General features: G+C 63.0%; 18 protein-coding genes. 11 read left to right on the top strand and 7 right to left on the bottom strand.

The window, feature by feature from the left end:
* Positions 1-20: 20 nt before the first annotated feature.
* The 6 genes from BLQ09_RS29905 to hpaA form a co-directional block, all read right to left on the bottom strand.
* On the bottom strand, positions 21-1,469 hold the full coding sequence (locus tag BLQ09_RS29905; RefSeq protein ID WP_092359642.1) for an amidase: 1,449 nt from the start codon (positions 1,467-1,469) through the stop codon (positions 21-23).
* 16 nt (positions 1,470-1,485) lie between these two features.
* On the bottom strand, positions 1,486-2,718 hold the full coding sequence (locus BLQ09_RS29910; protein ID WP_027603500.1) for an MFS transporter: 1,233 nt from the start codon (positions 2,716-2,718) through the stop codon (positions 1,486-1,488).
* Between the two features lie 10 nt (positions 2,719-2,728).
* The gene (locus BLQ09_RS29915) at positions 2,729-3,661 is read right to left on the bottom strand and encodes a SphA family protein (protein ID WP_175472343.1); all 933 of its coding nucleotides are present in this window, start codon (positions 3,659-3,661) and stop codon (positions 2,729-2,731) included.
* Positions 3,662-3,729: 68 nt separating this feature from the next.
* On the bottom strand, positions 3,730-4,710 hold the full coding sequence (locus tag BLQ09_RS29920) for a helix-turn-helix domain-containing protein (protein WP_065939661.1): 981 nt from the start codon (positions 4,708-4,710) through the stop codon (positions 3,730-3,732).
* A 167-nt stretch (positions 4,711-4,877) separates the two neighbouring features.
* Positions 4,878-5,300 (bottom strand): homoprotocatechuate degradation operon regulator HpaR, encoded by a 423-nt coding sequence (gene hpaR / locus BLQ09_RS29925; RefSeq protein ID WP_027603497.1) that lies wholly within the window; start codon positions 5,298-5,300, stop codon positions 4,878-4,880.
* A 173-nt stretch (positions 5,301-5,473) separates the two neighbouring features.
* Positions 5,474-6,379, bottom strand: a complete 906-nt coding sequence (gene hpaA, locus BLQ09_RS29930; RefSeq protein ID WP_027603496.1) for a 4-hydroxyphenylacetate catabolism regulatory protein HpaA — start codon at positions 6,377-6,379, stop codon at positions 5,474-5,476.
* A gap of 161 nt (positions 6,380-6,540) precedes the next feature.
* Between hpaA and BLQ09_RS29935 the strand changes: the two genes are divergently transcribed.
* Genes BLQ09_RS29935 through hpaI form a run of 8 tightly spaced genes read left to right on the top strand, consistent with a single transcriptional unit; the run spans position 6,541 to position 13,776 of the window.
* Entirely contained in the window at positions 6,541-7,209 is a 669-nt protein-coding gene (locus tag BLQ09_RS29935) for a fumarylacetoacetate hydrolase family protein (protein WP_065939659.1), read from the top strand.
* Complete coding sequence (locus tag BLQ09_RS29940) at positions 7,206-7,976, top strand: fumarylacetoacetate hydrolase family protein (protein ID WP_027603494.1); 771 nt, start codon at positions 7,206-7,208, stop codon at positions 7,974-7,976. Before BLQ09_RS29935 ends, BLQ09_RS29940 begins: the two co-directional genes overlap by 4 nt.
* A gap of 5 nt (positions 7,977-7,981) precedes the next feature.
* Positions 7,982-9,442 carry a 5-carboxymethyl-2-hydroxymuconate semialdehyde dehydrogenase gene (gene hpaE, locus BLQ09_RS29945; RefSeq protein ID WP_092359646.1) on the top strand — a complete coding sequence of 487 codons (1,461 nt, stop codon included), beginning with the start codon at positions 7,982-7,984 and terminating at the stop codon, positions 9,440-9,442.
* Positions 9,443-9,491: 49 nt separating this feature from the next.
* Entirely contained in the window at positions 9,492-10,349 is an 858-nt protein-coding gene (gene hpaD, locus BLQ09_RS29950) for a 3,4-dihydroxyphenylacetate 2,3-dioxygenase (RefSeq protein ID WP_027603492.1), read from the top strand.
* Positions 10,350-10,394: 45 nt separating this feature from the next.
* A complete protein-coding gene (locus BLQ09_RS29955) occupies positions 10,395-10,787 on the top strand; it encodes a tautomerase family protein (protein WP_092359648.1) in 393 nt (130 codons plus the stop codon).
* 51 nt (positions 10,788-10,838) lie between these two features.
* Entirely contained in the window at positions 10,839-12,143 is a 1,305-nt protein-coding gene (locus BLQ09_RS29960) for an MFS transporter (RefSeq protein WP_092359650.1), read from the top strand.
* Between the two features lie 12 nt (positions 12,144-12,155).
* Entirely contained in the window at positions 12,156-12,959 is an 804-nt protein-coding gene (hpaH, locus tag BLQ09_RS29965; RefSeq protein ID WP_027603489.1) for a 2-oxo-hept-4-ene-1,7-dioate hydratase, read from the top strand.
* A gap of 13 nt (positions 12,960-12,972) precedes the next feature.
* Positions 12,973-13,776, top strand: a complete 804-nt coding sequence (gene hpaI / locus BLQ09_RS29970) for a 4-hydroxy-2-oxoheptanedioate aldolase (protein ID WP_027603488.1) — start codon at positions 12,973-12,975, stop codon at positions 13,774-13,776.
* 41 nt (positions 13,777-13,817) lie between these two features.
* On the opposite strand, the gene hpaR (BLQ09_RS29975) is transcribed toward hpaI, so the two are convergent.
* Positions 13,818-14,240, bottom strand: a complete 423-nt coding sequence (gene hpaR, locus BLQ09_RS29975) for a homoprotocatechuate degradation operon regulator HpaR (RefSeq protein ID WP_027603487.1) — start codon at positions 14,238-14,240, stop codon at positions 13,818-13,820.
* A gap of 239 nt (positions 14,241-14,479) precedes the next feature.
* Here hpaR (BLQ09_RS29975) and BLQ09_RS29980 point away from each other — a divergent pair, with 239 nt between their 5' ends.
* The 3 genes from BLQ09_RS29980 to BLQ09_RS29990 are packed head-to-tail and all read left to right on the top strand — an operon-like array spanning position 14,480 to position 16,892.
* Entirely contained in the window at positions 14,480-15,778 is a 1,299-nt protein-coding gene (locus tag BLQ09_RS29980; RefSeq protein WP_027603486.1) for an NAD(P)/FAD-dependent oxidoreductase, read from the top strand.
* 31 nt (positions 15,779-15,809) lie between these two features.
* Positions 15,810-16,175, top strand: a complete 366-nt coding sequence (locus BLQ09_RS29985; RefSeq protein ID WP_027603485.1) for a cupin domain-containing protein — start codon at positions 15,810-15,812, stop codon at positions 16,173-16,175.
* Positions 16,176-16,232: 57 nt separating this feature from the next.
* Positions 16,233-16,892, top strand: a complete 660-nt coding sequence (locus BLQ09_RS29990; RefSeq protein WP_065923952.1) for a response regulator transcription factor — start codon at positions 16,233-16,235, stop codon at positions 16,890-16,892.
* Positions 16,893-16,947 lie beyond the last annotated feature (55 nt).

The raw sequence follows: 16,947 nt of genomic DNA on the forward strand, positions 1-16,947 counted from the left end.
ATGCAGAAGCCCTCAGACGCTCACAACCGACAGGCGTTGACCGGCGGAACCCGACCGCGCCAGGGCTGGGCCCGCTCCAACTGCCCCGCAAGGGCCAGCAGGGTACTTTCTTCGCCAAAGCGCGCGGCGAAGTGGGCGCCCATCGGCAGGCCGGCAGCGCTCCAGTACAACGGTACCGACATCGCCGGTTGCCCGCTGGCATTGAACAGCGCCGTGAACGGTGAGTAGCTGTGGAACCGTTCGATCAGTTCCTCCAGGCTCAAGCGGTCGTCTTGCAGGTCCAGCTCCCCGATCGGCACCGGCTCGCGGGCCAGGGTCGGCGTGAGGATCAGGTCGTAATCCTGCATGAACACCGCCAACTGCCGGCCCAAGGCATGAATCCATTCCACGGCACCGGCGTACTGCGCACCGCTGACGGCCCCTTTGCAGCGCAGGATAATGCGGGTGCGGGCTTCCAGCTCCTCAGGCTGTACGGCGGAACCGCGCATCTGCCCCAACACATCGACGTAGTGACGCGTGCTTGCACCGATGATGGTGAAGACCTGATCGAGAAACGCCGGCAGCGCCACCGGCAAGTTGACCGGTTCAACGCGGTGGCCCAGGGATTCACACAACCTGGCGGCCTGGCGTACGGCTTGCGCACTTTCGCCGGAGGTCGGCCAAGGCCCGAGCTGCTCGACCAGGGCGATCCGCAGCGGCCGAGGGTCCTGCTGCAGCGCGGTGACATAGGGCTGCGCCTGCAGCGGCGCGGCATAAGGTGCGCCCAGGTCGATCCCGGCCGTGGCATCCAGCAGCGCGGCGCTGTCACGTACCGACAAGGTAATCGCATGGGGGCTGCCCATGCCGGCCCAGCCCTCGCCGATCATCGGCCCGGAAGGCAACAGCCCACGGCTGGGCTTGAGGCCGAACACCCCACAGCAGGACGCCGGCACACGCAAGGAACCACCGCCATCGTTGCCATGGGCAAACGGTACGACGCGCGCCGCCACCAAGGCTGCCGCGCCGCCGCTGGAACCGCCGGCACTGTGGCCGATATTCCAGGGGTTGCGCGTGGCGCCAAAGCGGTTCGACTCGGTGGAATACGAGGTGCCGAATTCGGGTGAGGTGCTGGTACCGACAATCACGCACCCGGCACGGCGGATACGGCTTACGTGTTCGGCGTCAAAGTCAGCGCGAGCGCCTCCCAACGCCTGCGAGCCATGGGTCATCGCCGCGCCGTTGACCGGCGAAAACAGATCCTTGATCAGGGTCGGTACCCCGGCAAACACACCGGGGCCGGGGCGCGACGCGCGTACCGACTGGCGGGCCGAATCGTAAAGCCGCTCGGCCACCGCATTCAGCTGCGGTTCGACCCGTTCGATACGCTCGATCACCGCTTCCAGCAGCTCGCCGGGCTGCACCTCACCGCGCCTGACCCATTCGGCCAAACCGGTGGCGTCTTCGCTGTCCAGCAGGTTGTGGATGTCCATGCCTATCTCCTCTTGATTACGAATGACTTGATCCGAATGCCTGGGTCAGCGCTTTGCGCCGTGCTTGCAGGCCTGCCAGTGCCCAGGCCAGGGCCGACGCAAAACTGGCGCAGGCCAGCCACAGGATTGAACGACGCACGTCACCCGAATAAACGCTGAGCACGGCCACCACCAGCGGGCTGACAAATTGACCGAAATACAGAAACGCCGTGAACCCACCCAAGCCGCGCCCGCGGGTTTTCGCGCTCAGGGCATTCATCACCGGCGCCATCGCGTTGGGCACCAGCAGCCCGGCGCCCAGGCCATGGATCAGCACGGCCACCAGCACCATGCTGTAGCTCGGTGCGCGCATCAGCAGCCACAACCCCAGGCCCAGCAGGCTCAGCAACAGCGCATTGCAACCGGGGATGCCGATGCGCCGGCGCAGCAGCGGCCAGGCTAACGAACCGCCCAAGGTCGCCAGCAGACTGCCCCCCGCCGACAGCCCGATCATCGTGCTTGAAGTGATGCCGAGGCTGACAAGTAAAACCGGCGCCTGGATCGGCACGATAAAACTCAGCACCATCCCACTGAGGATCAGCAGATAACCGAGCACCAACGGCAGCACGGCCACCCTGCCCTGTTCAGCCACCTCGACGGGCTGGCGAGCGGCGGCGGGTTCCCACAGCACCTTGATCATCATCGGCACCAACAGCAGTGGCAGCAGGTACAGCAGGAATGGCAGACGCCAGGAGTGTTCGCCCAACGCGCCGCCCACGACATAGAACAGCGAGCCGACCAAACCGATGGTGACCACTTGCCGATTGATGTAGCGCAGCCGTTCCTCGCCGTGCCAATAGTCGGCAATCAGCGTCGCGCAACAGGTCATCACCGCCGCCTCCGCCGCGCCGAACAGCAGGCGTACAGCGACGATGGCGGGCAAGTTATCCAGCAGCGCCGGGATGGCCCCGAGCACGGCATACAACAGCGTGGCGATTATCAGCAACGCCTTGCGCCCGACCCGGTCGGCCAACCAGCCGGCCAGGGGCGCGCACAGCGCAATCGCGAGTGCCGGCCCGGTGACCGCCAAGGGCACCAGCAGGTCGGCGCGCGGTTCCAGTGCACCGAACTCGGCGCCTAGCTTGGGCAGGATCGGCGCGACCATGGCCGCGCCCATGATGGTCAGGCTGCTGCCCAACATCAGCACCAGCCCTTCACGGCGCCCGGTGGCTTGCCGCGGCGAGGGGGAATCGGAATGTGATGAGTTCATGGCCAGCCCCTTAGAAACTTTGAGAAATGCGCAGTGCCACGGTGTAACCCTCGGCACGGTTGCGGGCATCGGTTTCCTTGTAGGCGTGCAGCCAAATGGGCGGCAGGCCGGGCTTGAAGTAACTCACGGCCGGCCCGACAGCCAGCACCCGCGCCCGGTTGCCCGATTGCAACCCCGGGGCGTCGTCATCGCTGAACTGGCGGTAGTAGTAACCACCCAGGCCCAGGGTCCACGGCCCTACATGCTGGCCCACGGCAAATTCGTGGCGGTATTCGACACCGTTCTTGTAGTCGGTCGCGGGGTTGCGGGTATTGACGTCCACCTCAACGCTTGAGGAAACCTCGAAGCCACTGTCGGTGATGTAGGTGGCGTTGACGATCGGCGAGAACGTCCAGTGATTGAGCCCTGGGGAGATCAAACGATTCTTGTCGTAGTCACCGGTGGGCGCCTGGATCTGCAGTTGCGTGTTGATAAACAGGTTCGGCGACAGGTTCCATTGCAGGATCACCGGCAGAAACTGCATGTCGGCCATTCGAAACGGATCGGCCTCCAGGCTCAGCGGGCCGGCCGGGGTCGGTACCTTGACGGAAGCGTCCATCTTGAAGAACGGTACCACCACCCCGAAACCATAGTTGGCGCCCAGCACCGTGTGATCGGTCATGCGCATGTAGGCGACGCCGATGGACAACACATCCAGTGAGAAGTGGTTGTCGACGGAGCGACCGTTACGGTCCTTCTGCACATTGGCCGAGTAAAACGCCGTGCGCAGTCCCACGGTCCCGAACGGCGTGGCCGGCGGCATCATCCCCGCGCCGAAATCGTACACACCGACAGCGGTGGTCGGCGCACCGTTCTCGGTGGCCTGGACACTGGCGCAGCAACCCAGCAGCCCCAGGGTGAACAGCGTCATGCGTGTGGCGCTTGCATTATTGTGGTGAATCATCGAATGCCCCTCCCATCAAGTGGTGTGGGCCATCCTAGTAACGCGCAGAGTGCGGCGGTTATCCGTTTTCAGCAGAGTTGCGTGCGACGCAGGGTCTGGGAAGGGCTTTCGCCGAACATGGTGCGGTAATCGCTTGCGAACCGGCTCAAATGCCAGAAGCCCCAGCGCGCCGCCACTTCCTGTACGCCGTGGGCTTGGGTGCTGGTTCGCAGTTCGCGGCGCACCGCATTGAGGCGCAGTGCCCGCAGATAGGCCACCGGGTTGATGCCCAGCGTCTCCTGAAAACAGTACTGGAGTTTGCGCCGGCTGGCGCCGATGTGGTTGCACAGGTCGAGGATCGACAGCGGCTCGTCGAGGTGACTCAATGCATATTCGCGGGCGCGATCGACCATCCTTTTGCGCGCCGTGGGATTGAGGGGTGGCGCCTGGTCCGGGGCGATCAACTCCAGCATATGCAGCATCACCGCATCGCGGATGCCGCGGCGGATCGAGTCATGCCCGAGCACGGCATCGCAGCCCGCCAGCTCGTCGAACAACGCCGCGAGGTCACGTTGCACGGATGAATCACCCAAGCGGTAACACCTGGGAAGATCGGTAATTCGAAACTGAATGCCCTGGCACTCCAGCACATGTTCCAGGGCGTGCTCTTCGATGGCCACGCCGAGCAGGTCCAAGTGCTGTGGAGTGTGCAGCTCGGGCAGGTTTTCACCGTGGGCCACCAACAGGCTGGGCTCGTGGATCGGATGCCCCGAGCAATACACCGGGCCGTCGGCACTCAAGGGAATGCTGAAGGTGATCGCACCTTTCCAGGCCACACCACTCTTGACCATGGCCTGATTAGAGCGGTCGCGCACCAGTTGCATCCAGTCCGAGCGGAACTCCAGCAACTCACCGGCAAAGGAGCCAGGTGACAACTGATCGTAGCGAACCTGCCAGCCGCCCATATTGCGAGCGTGCTCGTCGATGTCGCTGGTCAGGAAACGCTGGAGGGGTAACGCCGGTGGAAGCACCACCGAGGCCGCAGGCATCTGCACATTATTATTGTTCATTGACCTAACCTTTTTCAGTTGCAAGGCTTACAGGTCGTATCGCACGCAAGTTCCATTCCGAACCCGGGGCAGCGCGTGCATGTGTGCCGAAAATGGATAGTGAGGATGTGCGCCGGCGATGCCAGCCTCGGGCAAATACGTTCACCTGTTAATGAATTTTTTCACCTTCAAGGCTTGATGTTTTTCAGCTCATTGAGCAAGTCCAGCAACTGCTGCATTTTCTCCGCGCCAAACTGCGCTTCGATTTTCTGGTAGTTGCTTTCCATGCCCTCGCTCATGGAGACGAAACACTGCTGGCCGCGCTCGGTGAGGCCCACGAACACCCGGCGCTGATCCTGGCTGGACTTCTGCCGGCGCACCAGGCCGTCGCGCTCCAGGCGCGTCAACACTCCGGTCATGCTCGGTTTCAGGATGCAGGCCTGCTGGGCGAGCTGGTGGCTTTCGAGTTCGCCCTGCTGGCGCAGGATCCGAATGACCCGCCACTGTTGCTCGGTCAGGGCATGCTTGTTCAACGCCGGGCGGAAGAACGCCATTGCGGCTTCACGGGCTTGCAGCAGGGTCAGGGTCAGCGAAGGTCTGGGGTTGGCCATATCGGCACCAATTGGATGGGCGAGTCGGCAGCTTAGTGTCGCCGGCCAACCGCTGCAAGCAGCCTGGGGGCTGTGAAAAGTACAATCGGTTCGGCGTAAAAGCCATTCTGTTGCACCGCGGCGATGCTCATGATGATCCGCACAAGATCAACAAGACCTATCTTATGCCTGGCTCAACGCAATCCCGATTGGCGCTGGCGGTACTCCCCCGGAGTGAGCTGGGCGTAACGCTGGAAAAAACGACTGAAATAGGCCGGGTCCTTGAACCCCAGCTGATAGCAGATCTCGTTGGCCGAGCTGCCGGTAAACAGCAGCAGGCGCTTGGCTTCCTGCATCAGGCGCTCCAGGATCAGGCGCTTGGACGGCAAGTCGGCAATGCGCCGGCACACATCATTGAGCCGTGCTTCTGTCACCCCAATGCCCTGAGCATACCGCGACAACGGCCAGTGTTGCTGGTAGTGCGCTTCGATCAGCTCGTTGAAGCGGTGGAAGATTTTCAAGTCTTCGTGGCGGGCGGGCGTGGCTTTCAACGAGTTCGAACACAGCCGCAACAGGCTGATCATGATCAACCGCGTCAGGCTGTCCAGGGCTGCGCTGCGCCCGGAACGCTGGGCTTTTACCTCTTCGCGCAGTTCCTCGAACAGATAATCCAGGCGGCGGATATCGCCCGCGTATTGCGGCGCCAACTGCGTCAGGGCGACACACGCGGCCGGCAATTGCACACCGGCCGGCGCCAGGCTGGCGTCGGCTTCGATCAGTTGCCACACCAGTTGCTGACGCACCGTCAGCACATGCCCGTCACTGTCGGCCTCGGTCACAAACGAGTGCGGCACCGTGGGTGGCGTGAGGAAGAACATCGGCCCGGACTCGACGTATTGCTGGTCGTCCAGGTACACGCGCACGGTGCCGCTTTTTACGTAGTGAACCTGGAAGAACCGGTCATGCCGGTGAACGGGCATGTTGCGCCCGAAGAAATCCGCCAGGTTGGCCAGCTTGTCGTAATGGACTTCGGCGTCGCTGTAGCGCTGGTCGTACACCTGGCCAATGTTGATGTTCGGGATGGGTTGACGGTCGCTCATCGCACGCTACTCGTTTTTATTGTGATTGCCCTGATGCAGCGGTGCTCACCCTGCAAGCACCCCGTGGACAGTCTACACCCTTGACGATAGTTAACATCTTAATTATAACTGTTAACACATTAACTAAATGCAAGGCCGCCATGGCCCTGCCAGGAGAACCCATGAGCCGTGCCTTGCATGACATCGCGACCGGCACCCTTTTCGGTGTCGCGCTGAACTACCAGGGGTTGCTCAAGCAGCGCCTCGCCGAATTCGAACAGCCGCCGTACCAGAAACCGCCGGTCAAGCCGGTGCTGTTCATCAAGACGCCCAACACCCGCAACCAGCACGGCGCCGAGGTGGTGCATCCCGGCCAGGGCGAGCGCCTGCAACCTGGGCCGGCATTGGGGGTGGTGATGGGCAAGAGCGCCAGTCGCGTCAGCGCGGCCGAAGCCCTCGACTACGTGGCCGGCTACACCCTCGTCAATGAGTTCAGCCTGCCGGAAGACAGCTACTACCGCCCCGCCGTCAAAGCCAAATGCCGCGATGGGTTCTGCGCCATCGGGCCCGAGCTGATACCCACCGCACAGGTGTCGAACCCGCACAATCTCGCGATCACGCTGTACGTCAACGGCGAGGTTCGCCAGCACAACACCACGGCCAACTTCGTGCGCAATATTCCATTGCTGATCGCCGAGATCAGCGAATTCATGACCCTGCACGCGGGCGATGTGCTGATCACCGGCACGCCCGAAGGCCGGGTGGATGTGCAGCCAGGCGACACCGTGGAGGTCGAGATCAGTGGCCTCGGCCGCCTGGTCAACCACATCAAGGCAGAGGAGCTCCCATGAAACACGCCCGTATTCGCTTTGAAGGTGAAGTCCATTCGGTACAGGTCGAAGCTGAAAACGCCGTGCGCCTGGCCGACGGCCGCCTGCTGGCCGAAGACCAGGTGCAATGGCTGCCACCGGCCACCGGCAGCATGTTCGCCCTGGGCCTGAACTATGCCGACCACGCCGCTGAACTGGCGTTCAAGCCGCCGACCGAACCCCTGGCCTTCATCAAGTCCGTGGGCACCTACACCGGCCACAACCAGGTGACCTGGCGCCCGGATAACGTCGCCTACATGCACTACGAGTGCGAGCTGGTGGCCGTCATCGGCAAGCCGGCGCGCAACGTCAAGCGCGAAGACGCCCTGGATTACCTGGCGGGCTACACGGTGTGCAACGACTACGCGATTCGCGACTACCTGGAAAACTACTACCGGCCCAACCTGCGCGTGAAAAACCGCGACGCCACCACGCCCGTCGGCCCATGGATCGTCGATGTGGCCGATGTGCCGGACCCGAGCAACCTGAAACTGCGCACCTGGATCAACGGCGAGTTGCGCCAGGAAGGCAGCACCAGGGACATGATTTTCGACATTCCCTACCTGATCGAATACCTGTCCAGCTTCATGACCCTGCAACCCGGCGACATGATCGCCACCGGCACGCCCGAAGGCCTGGCGGACGTCGTGCCGGGCGATGAAGTGATTGTGGAAGTCGAAGGCGTAGGCCGCCTGGTTAACCGAATTGTCAGCGAAGCGGCGTTCTTCAGCGCCCGTAAAGAGGCTTGAGCAGCATGATCAAACATTGGATCAACGGCCGTGAGGTCGAAAGCAAAGACGTGTTCGTCAACTACAACCCGGCCACCGGCGAAGCCATCGGAGAAGTCGCCAGCGGCGGCGCCGAGGAAGTCGCGCAAGCCGTGGCGGCGGCCAAGGAAGCCTTCCCGAAATGGGCCGGCACCCCGACCAAGGAACGGGCGCGCTTGATGCGCAAGCTCGGCGAACTGATCGAACAGAACGTGCCGCACCTGGCCGAACTGGAAACCCTCGACACCGGCCTGCCGATTCACCAGACCAAAAACGTGTTGATTCCCCGCGCCTCGCACAACTTCGATTTTTTCGCCGAAGTCTGCACGCGCATGGACGGCCACAGCTACCCGGTCGATGACCAGATGCTCAACTACACCCTGTATCAGCCGGTGGGTGTCTGCGCGCTGGTGTCGCCGTGGAACGTGCCGTTCATGACCGCCACCTGGAAAACCGCGCCGTGCCTGGCCCTGGGCAATACCGCGGTGCTGAAAATGTCCGAGCTGTCGCCGCTGACCGCCAACGAACTGGGGCGCCTGGCGGTGGAGGCCGGGATTCCAAAAGGCGTGCTCAATGTCATCCAGGGTTACGGCGCGACCGCCGGCGATGCCCTGGTGCGTCACCCCGATGTCCGCGCGATTTCCTTCACCGGCGGCACTGCCACCGGCAAGAAAATCATGCAGACCGCCGGGCTGAAGAAGTACTCCATGGAACTGGGCGGCAAGTCGCCGGTGCTGATCTTCGAAGATGCCGACCTGGAACGCGCCCTCGACGCCGCGCTGTTCACCATCTTCTCGCTCAACGGCGAACGCTGCACCGCCGGCAGCCGGATCTTTATCCAGGAAAGCGTGTACCCGCAGTTCGTCGCCGAGTTTGCCGCGCGCGCCAAACGCCTGATCGTCGGCGACCCGCAAGACCCGAAGACCCAGGTCGGCTCGATGATCACTCAGGCCCACTACGACAAGGTCACCGGCTACATCAAGATCGGTCTCGAAGAAGGCGCCACTCTCCTCGCCGGTGGCCTCGAGCGCCCGGCCAACCTGGCGGCGCATCTGAGCAAGGGCCAGTTCATCCAGCCCACGGTGTTCGCTGACGTGAACAACTCCATGCGTATCGCCCAGGAAGAGATCTTCGGCCCCGTGGTGTGCCTGATTCCGTTCAAAGACGAAGCCGAAGCCTTGCAACTGGCCAACGCCACCGAGTACGGCCTGGCGTCTTACATCTGGACCCAGGACATCGGCAAGGCGCATCGTCTGGCCTATGGCATCGAAGCGGGCATGGTGTTCATCAACAGCCAGAACGTGCGCGACCTGCGCCAACCGTTCGGCGGCGTGAAGGGCTCCGGCACCGGCCGTGAAGGCGGCCAGTACAGCTTCGAAGTGTTCGCCGAGATCAAGAACGTGTGTATCTCGATGGGCAGCCATCACATTCCACGTTGGGGCGTCTGAGCAACACCAGTCCCCCGATGACAACAACAACAATTTCAGGAGCATCATCATGGGCGAAGTCGTCCTGGCGGCGAAAATCTGCCACGTACCCTCGATGTATTTGTCGGAGCTGCCTGGCAAGCACCACGGCTGCCGCGAAGCGGCGATTGCCGGGCACAAGGAAATCGGTCGGCGCGCCCGCGAGCTGGGCGCCGATACCGCCGTGGTGTTCGACGTGCACTGGCTGGTCAACAGCGCCTATCACGTCAACAGCGGCGAGCACTTCAAGGGCATCTACACCAGTAACGAACTGCCGCACTTCATCAAGAACATGGCCTACGAATACCCCGGCTGCCCGGAGCTGGGCGAACTGATCGCCGCCGAGGCCAACGCCGCCGACGTGCGTACCCTGGCCCACAACATCCCGAGCCTGGAGCTGGAGTACGGCACCCTGGTGCCGATGCGCTACATGCACATGGGCGTACCGGACGAGCAGAGCTTCAACGTCGTTTCGATTGCCGCCTGGTGTGCCTGGCATCGCCTGCAAGACAGCTTCACCTTCGGCGCCGCCGTGCGCCGGGCCATCGAGAAGAGCGATCGCAAAGTCGTGGTGCTGGCCTCGGGTTCGCTGTCGCACCGCTTCTCCGACGACCGCAATGCCGAAGCCAATATCCATAACTGGACGCGCGAATTCGACAAACAGGTCGACCTGCATGTGGTGGAACTGTGGCGCCAGGGCCGCTGGAAAGAGTTCTGCGCCATGCTCCCGGACTACGCCGAGCATTGCTTTGGCGAAGGCAAGATGCACGACACCGCCATGCTTCTCGGTTTGCTCGGCGGGCCGGACTACGACAAGCCGGCCGAGATCATCACCGAACCCTTCGGCAGCTCGGGCACCGGGCAGATCAACGCCATTTTCCCTGTTTGACCGCATGGCCGCGCGGCATCCCCGCGCGGCCTGAAGGAGCCGTTCATGCCCCACTTCATCGCTGAATACACCGACAACATCGAACAGCAGGCAGACCTGCCGGGCCTGTTTGAAAAAGTCCACGCCAGCCTGGGCGACAGCGGCGTGTTTCCCCTGGGCGGCATCCGCAGCCGTGGCGTGCGCCTGGACACCTGGCGCATGGCCGACGGCAAGCATGACTACGCGTTCGTGCACATGACGTTGAAGGTCGGCCATGGCCGCGACCTGGCCACCCGCCAGCAAGTCGCCGAGCGCCTGTTCGAGGTCATCACCGAGCACTTCGCCGCGCTTCAGGCCCAGCGCCTGCTGGCCTTGTCGTTTGAAATTCTCGAACTGCACGAGCAGCTCAATTTCAAGCAGAACAACGTGCATGCGTTCCTCAAGGCGCAGGTCGGTTAAGGCGCCCTGCCCGTTCACACCCTCGGCCTCTCAGATAAAAAGTATAAGACCATGAGCACAGCCCATACCGCCGACAACCTCGGCCAGGTCGCACGCGACCGTACTCACAGCACCATCACCTGGCGGCTGATGCCGCTGTTGCTGGTCTGCTACCTCTTCGCCCATCTCGACCGCATCAACATCGGCTTCGCCAAGATGCAGATGAGCGCGGACTTGAACTTCAGCGACACGGTCTATGGCTTCGGCGCCGGCCTGTTCTTCGTGGCCTACGCGCTGTTCGGCGTCCCCAGCAACATGGCCCTGGACCGTGTCGGCCCAAGGCGGTGGATTGCCACGCTGATGGTGGTGTGGGGCGTGCTGTCGACCTGCATGTTCCTGATCGACAGCGCCATGGGCTTCTATGTGCTGCGCTTTTTGCTGGGGGTGGCCGAGGCCGGTTTCTTCCCGGGCATCCTGGTGTTTCTGAACCGCTGGTACCCGGCCGGGCGTCGCGCGCAAGTCACCGCCCTGTTTGCCATCGCGGTGCCGATGGCCGGGGTAATCGGCGGCCCGCTGTCCGGCGGCATCCTTGAACACTTCCACGACCTGGGCGGCCTGCGCGGCTGGCAATGGATGTTCGTCATCGAAGGCGCCCCCGTGATTCTGCTCGGGCTGGTGGTGCTCAAGTGCCTACCGGACAGCTTCGAGACGGTCAAGTGGCTGGCGCCGGAACAGAAGCAACACCTGCGCGAGCAACTGCACCGGGAAGAACACCGCAAATCCCTCACCTCGTTTTCCGCCATTCTCAGCAACCCACAGGTGTGGCTGCTGGTGGCGGTGTACTTCGCGGTGATGCTGGCGGTCAACACCCTGGCATTCTGGATGCCGACGCTGATCCACGGCGCCGGCATCGGCAGCGACGGCAAGGTCGGCCTGCTCAGTGCGGTGCCGTACCTGGCCGGGTGTTTTTTCATGATCGGCTGCGGGCGCTCGTCCGACCGCCAGCGTGAACGCCGCTGGCACCTGTGCGTGCCCTTGCTGATGTCGGCCGTGGGCATTGCCATCGCCGGGCTCGCCCCCGCCAACCCGGCCGTGGTGCTGGGTGGCCTGATCGTCGCCGGCATGGGCGCCAGCGCGGCGTTGCCGATGTTCTGGCAACTGCCTCCCGCGTTCCTCTCCAATAACACCCAGGCCGCCGGGATCGCCCTGATCAGCTCGTTCGGCAGCATCGCGTCATTCTTCGCGCCCTACCTGATCGGCTGGATGCGCGACACCACCCAGAGCGCCAGCCTGGCCCTGTACGTCCTGGCGCTGCTGATTGCTCTCGGTGGCCTGCTGGTGCTGCGCACCCGGGCGGCCATCGTCAACCCTCAATAAGAGACTCTTGCCATGCTTGATCAATCGCTCATTTTGCAAGCCGCCGCGCGCCTCGACCAGGCCGAACGTTCACGCGAACAGGTGCGTCAGTTTTCCCTCGATCACCCGGCGATCACCCTCGAAGACGCCTACGCCATCCAGCGCGCCTGGGTGGAACAGAAAATCAGGGACGGGCGCAAGCTGGTCGGCCACAAGATCGGCCTGACCTCCCGGGCCATGCAGGTCTCGTCCAATATCACCGAGCCGGATTACGGCGCGTTGCTGGACGACATGTTCTTCGATGAAGGCACCGACATCCCCTTCGAGCGCTTTATCGTGCCGCGCGTCGAGGTGGAGCTGGCGTTTATCCTGGGCAAACCGCTGAAAGGCCCGAACGTGACGGTGTTCGACGTGCTCGACGCCACTGAATGGGTGATCCCCGCGCTGGAGATCATCGATGCGCGCATCCAGCAGGTCGACCCGCACACCAAGGCGACCCGCAAGGTGTTCGACACCATCTCAGACAACGCCGCCAACGCCGGCGTGGTCATGGGCGGGCGGGCCGTGCGGCCCACCGAGATCGACTTGCGCAAGGTGCCCGCGGTGCTCTACCGCAATGGCGTGATCGAAGAGTCCGGCGTCTCCGCCGCCGTGCTCAATCACCCGGCCAAGGGCGTGGCCTGGCTCGCGAATAAACTGGCCGCCTATGACGTCACCCTGCAACCCGGACAAATCATCCTGGGTGGCTCCTTCACCCGCCCGGTGGCGGCCAACCCTGGCGATACCTTCCATGTCGACTACGACATGCTGGGTTCGATTGCCTGCCGATTCGTTTAACGGGAGAGTGCTCATGGACATGCCTATCAACACCTTCAAACGTCGCCTGCGCAGCGGTGAAGCCCAGATCGGCCTATGGCTGGGCCTGGCCGATGCCTATTGCGCGGAACTGGCCGCCAATGCCGGTTTCGATTGGCTGCTGATCGACGGCGAACATGCGCCCAACGACCTGCGCGGCCTGCTCGGCCAGCTCCAGGCCGTGGCGCCCTACCCCAGCCAGCCGGTGATTCGCCCGGTGATCGGCGACACCGCGTTGATCAAGCAAGTGCTCGACATTGGCGTACAGACCTTGCTGGTGCCCATGGTGGAGAGCGCAGAACAGGCGCGTACGCTGGTGAACGCCATCCACTATCCGCCCAAGGGCGTGCGCGGCGTCGGCAGTGCGCTGGCCAGGGCTTCACGCTGGAACAGCATTGCCGGTTACCTCGACCACGCCGATGAGCAGATGTGCCTGCTGGTGCAGATCGAAAACCGCGAGGGCCTGGCCAACCTGGAGGCGATTGCGGCGGTGGAAGGCGTCGACGGGGTGTTTATCGGGCCGGCGGACCTGAGCGCCTCGATGGGCCATCGCGGCAACCCCGGCCACCCCGAGGTGCAGGCCGCCATCGAAGACGCCATCGCGCGCATCCGCAACGCCGGCAAAGCCGCCGGCATTCTCAGCGCCGACCAGGCACTGGCGCGGCGCTACATCGAACTGGGCGCGGCGTTCGTGGCGGTGGGCGTGGACACCACCGTGCTGATGCGCGGGCTGCAAAGCCTGGCGGCGGCCTTCAAGGACTCACCGGCGCCTGCCGTCACAGCCGGCGGCGTCTACTGACGCAGCCTCGCTTGCGCTCGGCAGCTGTGGGGCTAGCTCAACTAGCGCTTGAGGGTTTTCAGTTCGTTGAGCAAGGTCAGCAAGGTCTGCAACTTCTCTTCGCCAAACCCCGCCTGCAAGCGCTGGTAATTGGCTTCCATGCTCTGGCTCATGGAGTCGAAACAGGCTTGCCCCTTCTCGGCCAGCCGCACCAGCACGCGGCGTTGGTCCTGTTGCGCCTTGCGCCGCTCCACCATGCCTGCCGCTTCCATGCGCACCAGCACCCCGGTCATGCTCGGCTTGAGGATGCACGCCAGCTCGGCCAGGCGGTTGATCTCAAGCTCCTCATGCTGGCTGAGGATCCGAATGACCCGCCATTGCTGCTCGGTCAGCCCGTGTTGATTGAGCGAAGGGCGAAAAAACCCCATGGCGGCTTCACGCGCATGGAGCAAAGTGAGGGTCAGGGATTGGCGCGGTTTGGACATGGATGGCGGCGTCGCAATTAGTTAACAGATTAACAACATTCTAGCATTGGCGATTGTTGCCCGTGTGCGGCTTTACCGCGCGGCCGGATTCAGGGTGGATGATTGGCAGCCACGGTCAAGAGCGGCGGCACACAGAATCAAGACACCTACCGCGCGGAAGGCACCTAATACACCCCAACAGGCACAGAGCTTCGTGTCGGCTCTGCAGTGAGTTTCCCTTCACTTTTCCAGGCTGCGCCATGATCAATATCGAAACGCCGACCTACTACTCGGCAACCAAGAAATACAACCTCAGTTTCCCCACCCTCGAACAGGACGTGGAAGCCGATGTGGTGGTGATTGGCGGCGGTTTCTCCGGCATCAACACCGCATTGGAACTGGCCGAAAAAGGCATCACCAACATTGTGGTGCTCGAAGCGCGCTACCTGGGTTTCGGCGGCACGGGTCGCAATGGCGGGCAGATCATGGCGGGGATCGGCCATGACCTGGAGAAAATCAAGAACCAGGTCGGCGACGAAGGCCTGCGCCAGATCTTTGAAATCAGCGAGCTGGGCGCCGGCATCATCAAGGATCGCATCGCCAAGTACGCGATCGACGCCGACTTCTGCCACGGCTACGGCTACATGGGCTTCAACGCCCGCCAGGAAAAAACCCTGCGCGCCTGGGAGAAGGACTTCAAGTCAATCAACACCAAGGACGAAATCCGCTTTATGGCGGGATCCGAGGTCAAGCAGATCATCGGTTCCGACGCCTACACCAGCGCGCTGCTGCACATGGGCGGCGGGCACGTGCACTCGCTGAACCTGCTGCTGGGCGAAGCCAAGGCCCTGGCCGGCCACGGCGTGCGCATCTTTGAGCACAGCCCGGCCCTGGAAGTCAGTTATGGCGAACGCATCACCGTGCGCACCGGCCGAGGCTCGGTCAAGGCCTCCAAGTTGCTGTGGGCCTGCGACAGCTTCCTCAACAAGCTGGAACCGGAACTGCACAAGACCACCGTCAATACCTATGCCTTCCAGTTGATGACCGAACCGCTATCCGACGAGCTGATCAACCGCATCAGCCCGATTCGCGGCGCCTACAGCGATATCCGCCCGGTGATCGACTACTACCGGGTCACCAACGAAAACCGTTTGCTGTTCGGTGCCGCCACGCCTTTCGTCGAGCACATCCCGCTGGACCTCAAGGCCTGGAACCGCAACCTGATGCTGAAGATTTTCCCCTACCTCAAGGACGTGAAGATCGACCTGGCGTGGGGCGGGCCGATGGCGACCGGGGCCAACCTGTTCCCGCAGATCGGCACGCTCAGCGGGCGCCCGAATGCCTTTTACGTGCAGGGCTACGCCGGCTTCGGGGTCACGCCCAGCCACATCATCTGCAAGGTCCTGGCCGAAGGCATGAGCGAAGGCTCGTCGCGCTACGACCTGATCAGCGCGGTCAAGCATGCGCAGATCCTGGGCAAGGACCATATCCGCCCGCTGCTGCTCACGGCCGGCAAAAGCCTTCATCAACTTTCGGGCTACTTCAACGGTCGCCGTTGAGCCCCGCTGTTTCATTCACAGGAGAACTGCCATGCCCGTTACCCCCCTGAAGAAAGACATCCAATTATCGGACCTCGATGCCTGGGGCACCGTTGCCGACCTCGGCTCCGAGATCCTCGAAGGCGAAGTCAAAGCCTTTGGCAAAATGACCTTCGGCGCCCCGACCGACGCCGTCAGCAGCGCCTATTTCGGCACCACCCAAGGCAAGTTCCGCATGGTCTACCCGTTCGCCGAACAAGCCACGGTGGTCACCGGCGAAGTGGTGCTGACCGACGAAAGTACTGGCCAGAGCACCCGTTACAAGGCGGGCGACAGCTGGTTCGTGACCCAGGGCACGCCGGTGCTGTGGGAGGTGGTGAGCGAGAGTTTTGTGAAGCACTATTTCGCGGTAGTCTGATCGCTCCCCTCTGCCGGCTTCGGCCGGCAGCGTTTGTTCCGGCGCAGGTGACTGACCATGCACGCCATCCCCGCTCAGGAAGTCGCCGGCCATTGCCTGCAGGCTTTCACTCAACTGGTGCCCGCCAGCCAGGCAGCGTTCTATTGTGTCGACCGCCAGCTGCAGGCCCGTGATTTCAGGCTGCAAGGCATGAGCGGTGAGATGCACCGCGACTACCTCGACAACTACCGCCAATTCGACCCGTTGCAACCGCGCAATTGCCTGTCCAGCGGGCTGGCGGTGGTGCCGCTGGGGTTCGCCATGGCCCGCCAGCCCCTGCGTGACAGCCGCCGCTATCAAGACTTCCTGCAACGCTATGGTGTGGTCGATGTGGTGGAGATCGTCGCCCATCGCGCGGACCAGCCCCAGGCGGCCATCTCCTTGCTGCGCACGGCGGAGCAAGGGGTGTTTACCCCCGACCAACTGGCTCAGCTCAATGCCTTGCAGGCGTTGCTGCAAATGGCCGTGGCCAATATGCAGCCCTGCGACGATGCATTGGCCGGGCTCACGCCCAAGGAACGCCAGATTGCCTGGTTATTGCGTCAGGGTGCGAGCAACAAGCAACTGGCCCTGGAGCTGGATGTCGGCCTGCCGACCATCAAGACGCACTTGATCCACCTGTTTCGCAAAACCGGTGTGAGCAGCCGTACCGAACTGGTCGCCGCGCTGTTTCTTTAAGTTGCCTCAACCCTTTGGTTGATAGGCGCGCCAGGTTGCCAACCGCATGATCCGG

It is taken from the genome of Pseudomonas sp. NFACC25 (genome assembly GCF_900100935.1).
Lineage (GTDB): Bacteria > Pseudomonadota > Gammaproteobacteria > Pseudomonadales > Pseudomonadaceae > Aquipseudomonas > Aquipseudomonas marginalis.

Coding starts and splice junctions, on each gene's coding strand:
- hpaR (WP_027603487.1), bottom strand. CDS start 14,240: ATGTCCAAACCGCGCCAATCCCTGACCCTCACTTTGCTCCATGCGCGT.
- BLQ09_RS29940 (WP_027603494.1), top strand. CDS start 7,206: ATGAAACACGCCCGTATTCGCTTTGAAGGTGAAGTCCATTCGGTACAG.
- hpaE (WP_092359646.1), top strand. CDS start 7,982: ATGATCAAACATTGGATCAACGGCCGTGAGGTCGAAAGCAAAGACGTG.
- hpaI (WP_027603488.1), top strand. CDS start 12,973: ATGGACATGCCTATCAACACCTTCAAACGTCGCCTGCGCAGCGGTGAA.
- BLQ09_RS29955 (WP_092359648.1), top strand. CDS start 10,395: ATGCCCCACTTCATCGCTGAATACACCGACAACATCGAACAGCAGGCA.
- hpaA (WP_027603496.1), bottom strand. CDS start 6,379: ATGAGCGACCGTCAACCCATCCCGAACATCAACATTGGCCAGGTGTAC.
- BLQ09_RS29920 (WP_065939661.1), bottom strand. CDS start 4,710: ATGAACAATAATAATGTGCAGATGCCTGCGGCCTCGGTGGTGCTTCCA.
- BLQ09_RS29980 (WP_027603486.1), top strand. CDS start 14,480: ATGATCAATATCGAAACGCCGACCTACTACTCGGCAACCAAGAAATAC.
- BLQ09_RS29910 (WP_027603500.1), bottom strand. CDS start 2,718: ATGAACTCATCACATTCCGATTCCCCCTCGCCGCGGCAAGCCACCGGG.
- BLQ09_RS29915 (WP_175472343.1), bottom strand. CDS start 3,661: ATGATTCACCACAATAATGCAAGCGCCACACGCATGACGCTGTTCACC.
- hpaH (WP_027603489.1), top strand. CDS start 12,156: ATGCTTGATCAATCGCTCATTTTGCAAGCCGCCGCGCGCCTCGACCAG.
- BLQ09_RS29935 (WP_065939659.1), top strand. CDS start 6,541: ATGAGCCGTGCCTTGCATGACATCGCGACCGGCACCCTTTTCGGTGTC.
- BLQ09_RS29990 (WP_065923952.1), top strand. CDS start 16,233: ATGCACGCCATCCCCGCTCAGGAAGTCGCCGGCCATTGCCTGCAGGCT.
- BLQ09_RS29905 (WP_092359642.1), bottom strand. CDS start 1,469: ATGGACATCCACAACCTGCTGGACAGCGAAGACGCCACCGGTTTGGCC.
- hpaD (WP_027603492.1), top strand. CDS start 9,492: ATGGGCGAAGTCGTCCTGGCGGCGAAAATCTGCCACGTACCCTCGATG.
- BLQ09_RS29960 (WP_092359650.1), top strand. CDS start 10,839: ATGAGCACAGCCCATACCGCCGACAACCTCGGCCAGGTCGCACGCGAC.
- hpaR (WP_027603497.1), bottom strand. CDS start 5,300: ATGGCCAACCCCAGACCTTCGCTGACCCTGACCCTGCTGCAAGCCCGT.
- BLQ09_RS29985 (WP_027603485.1), top strand. CDS start 15,810: ATGCCCGTTACCCCCCTGAAGAAAGACATCCAATTATCGGACCTCGAT.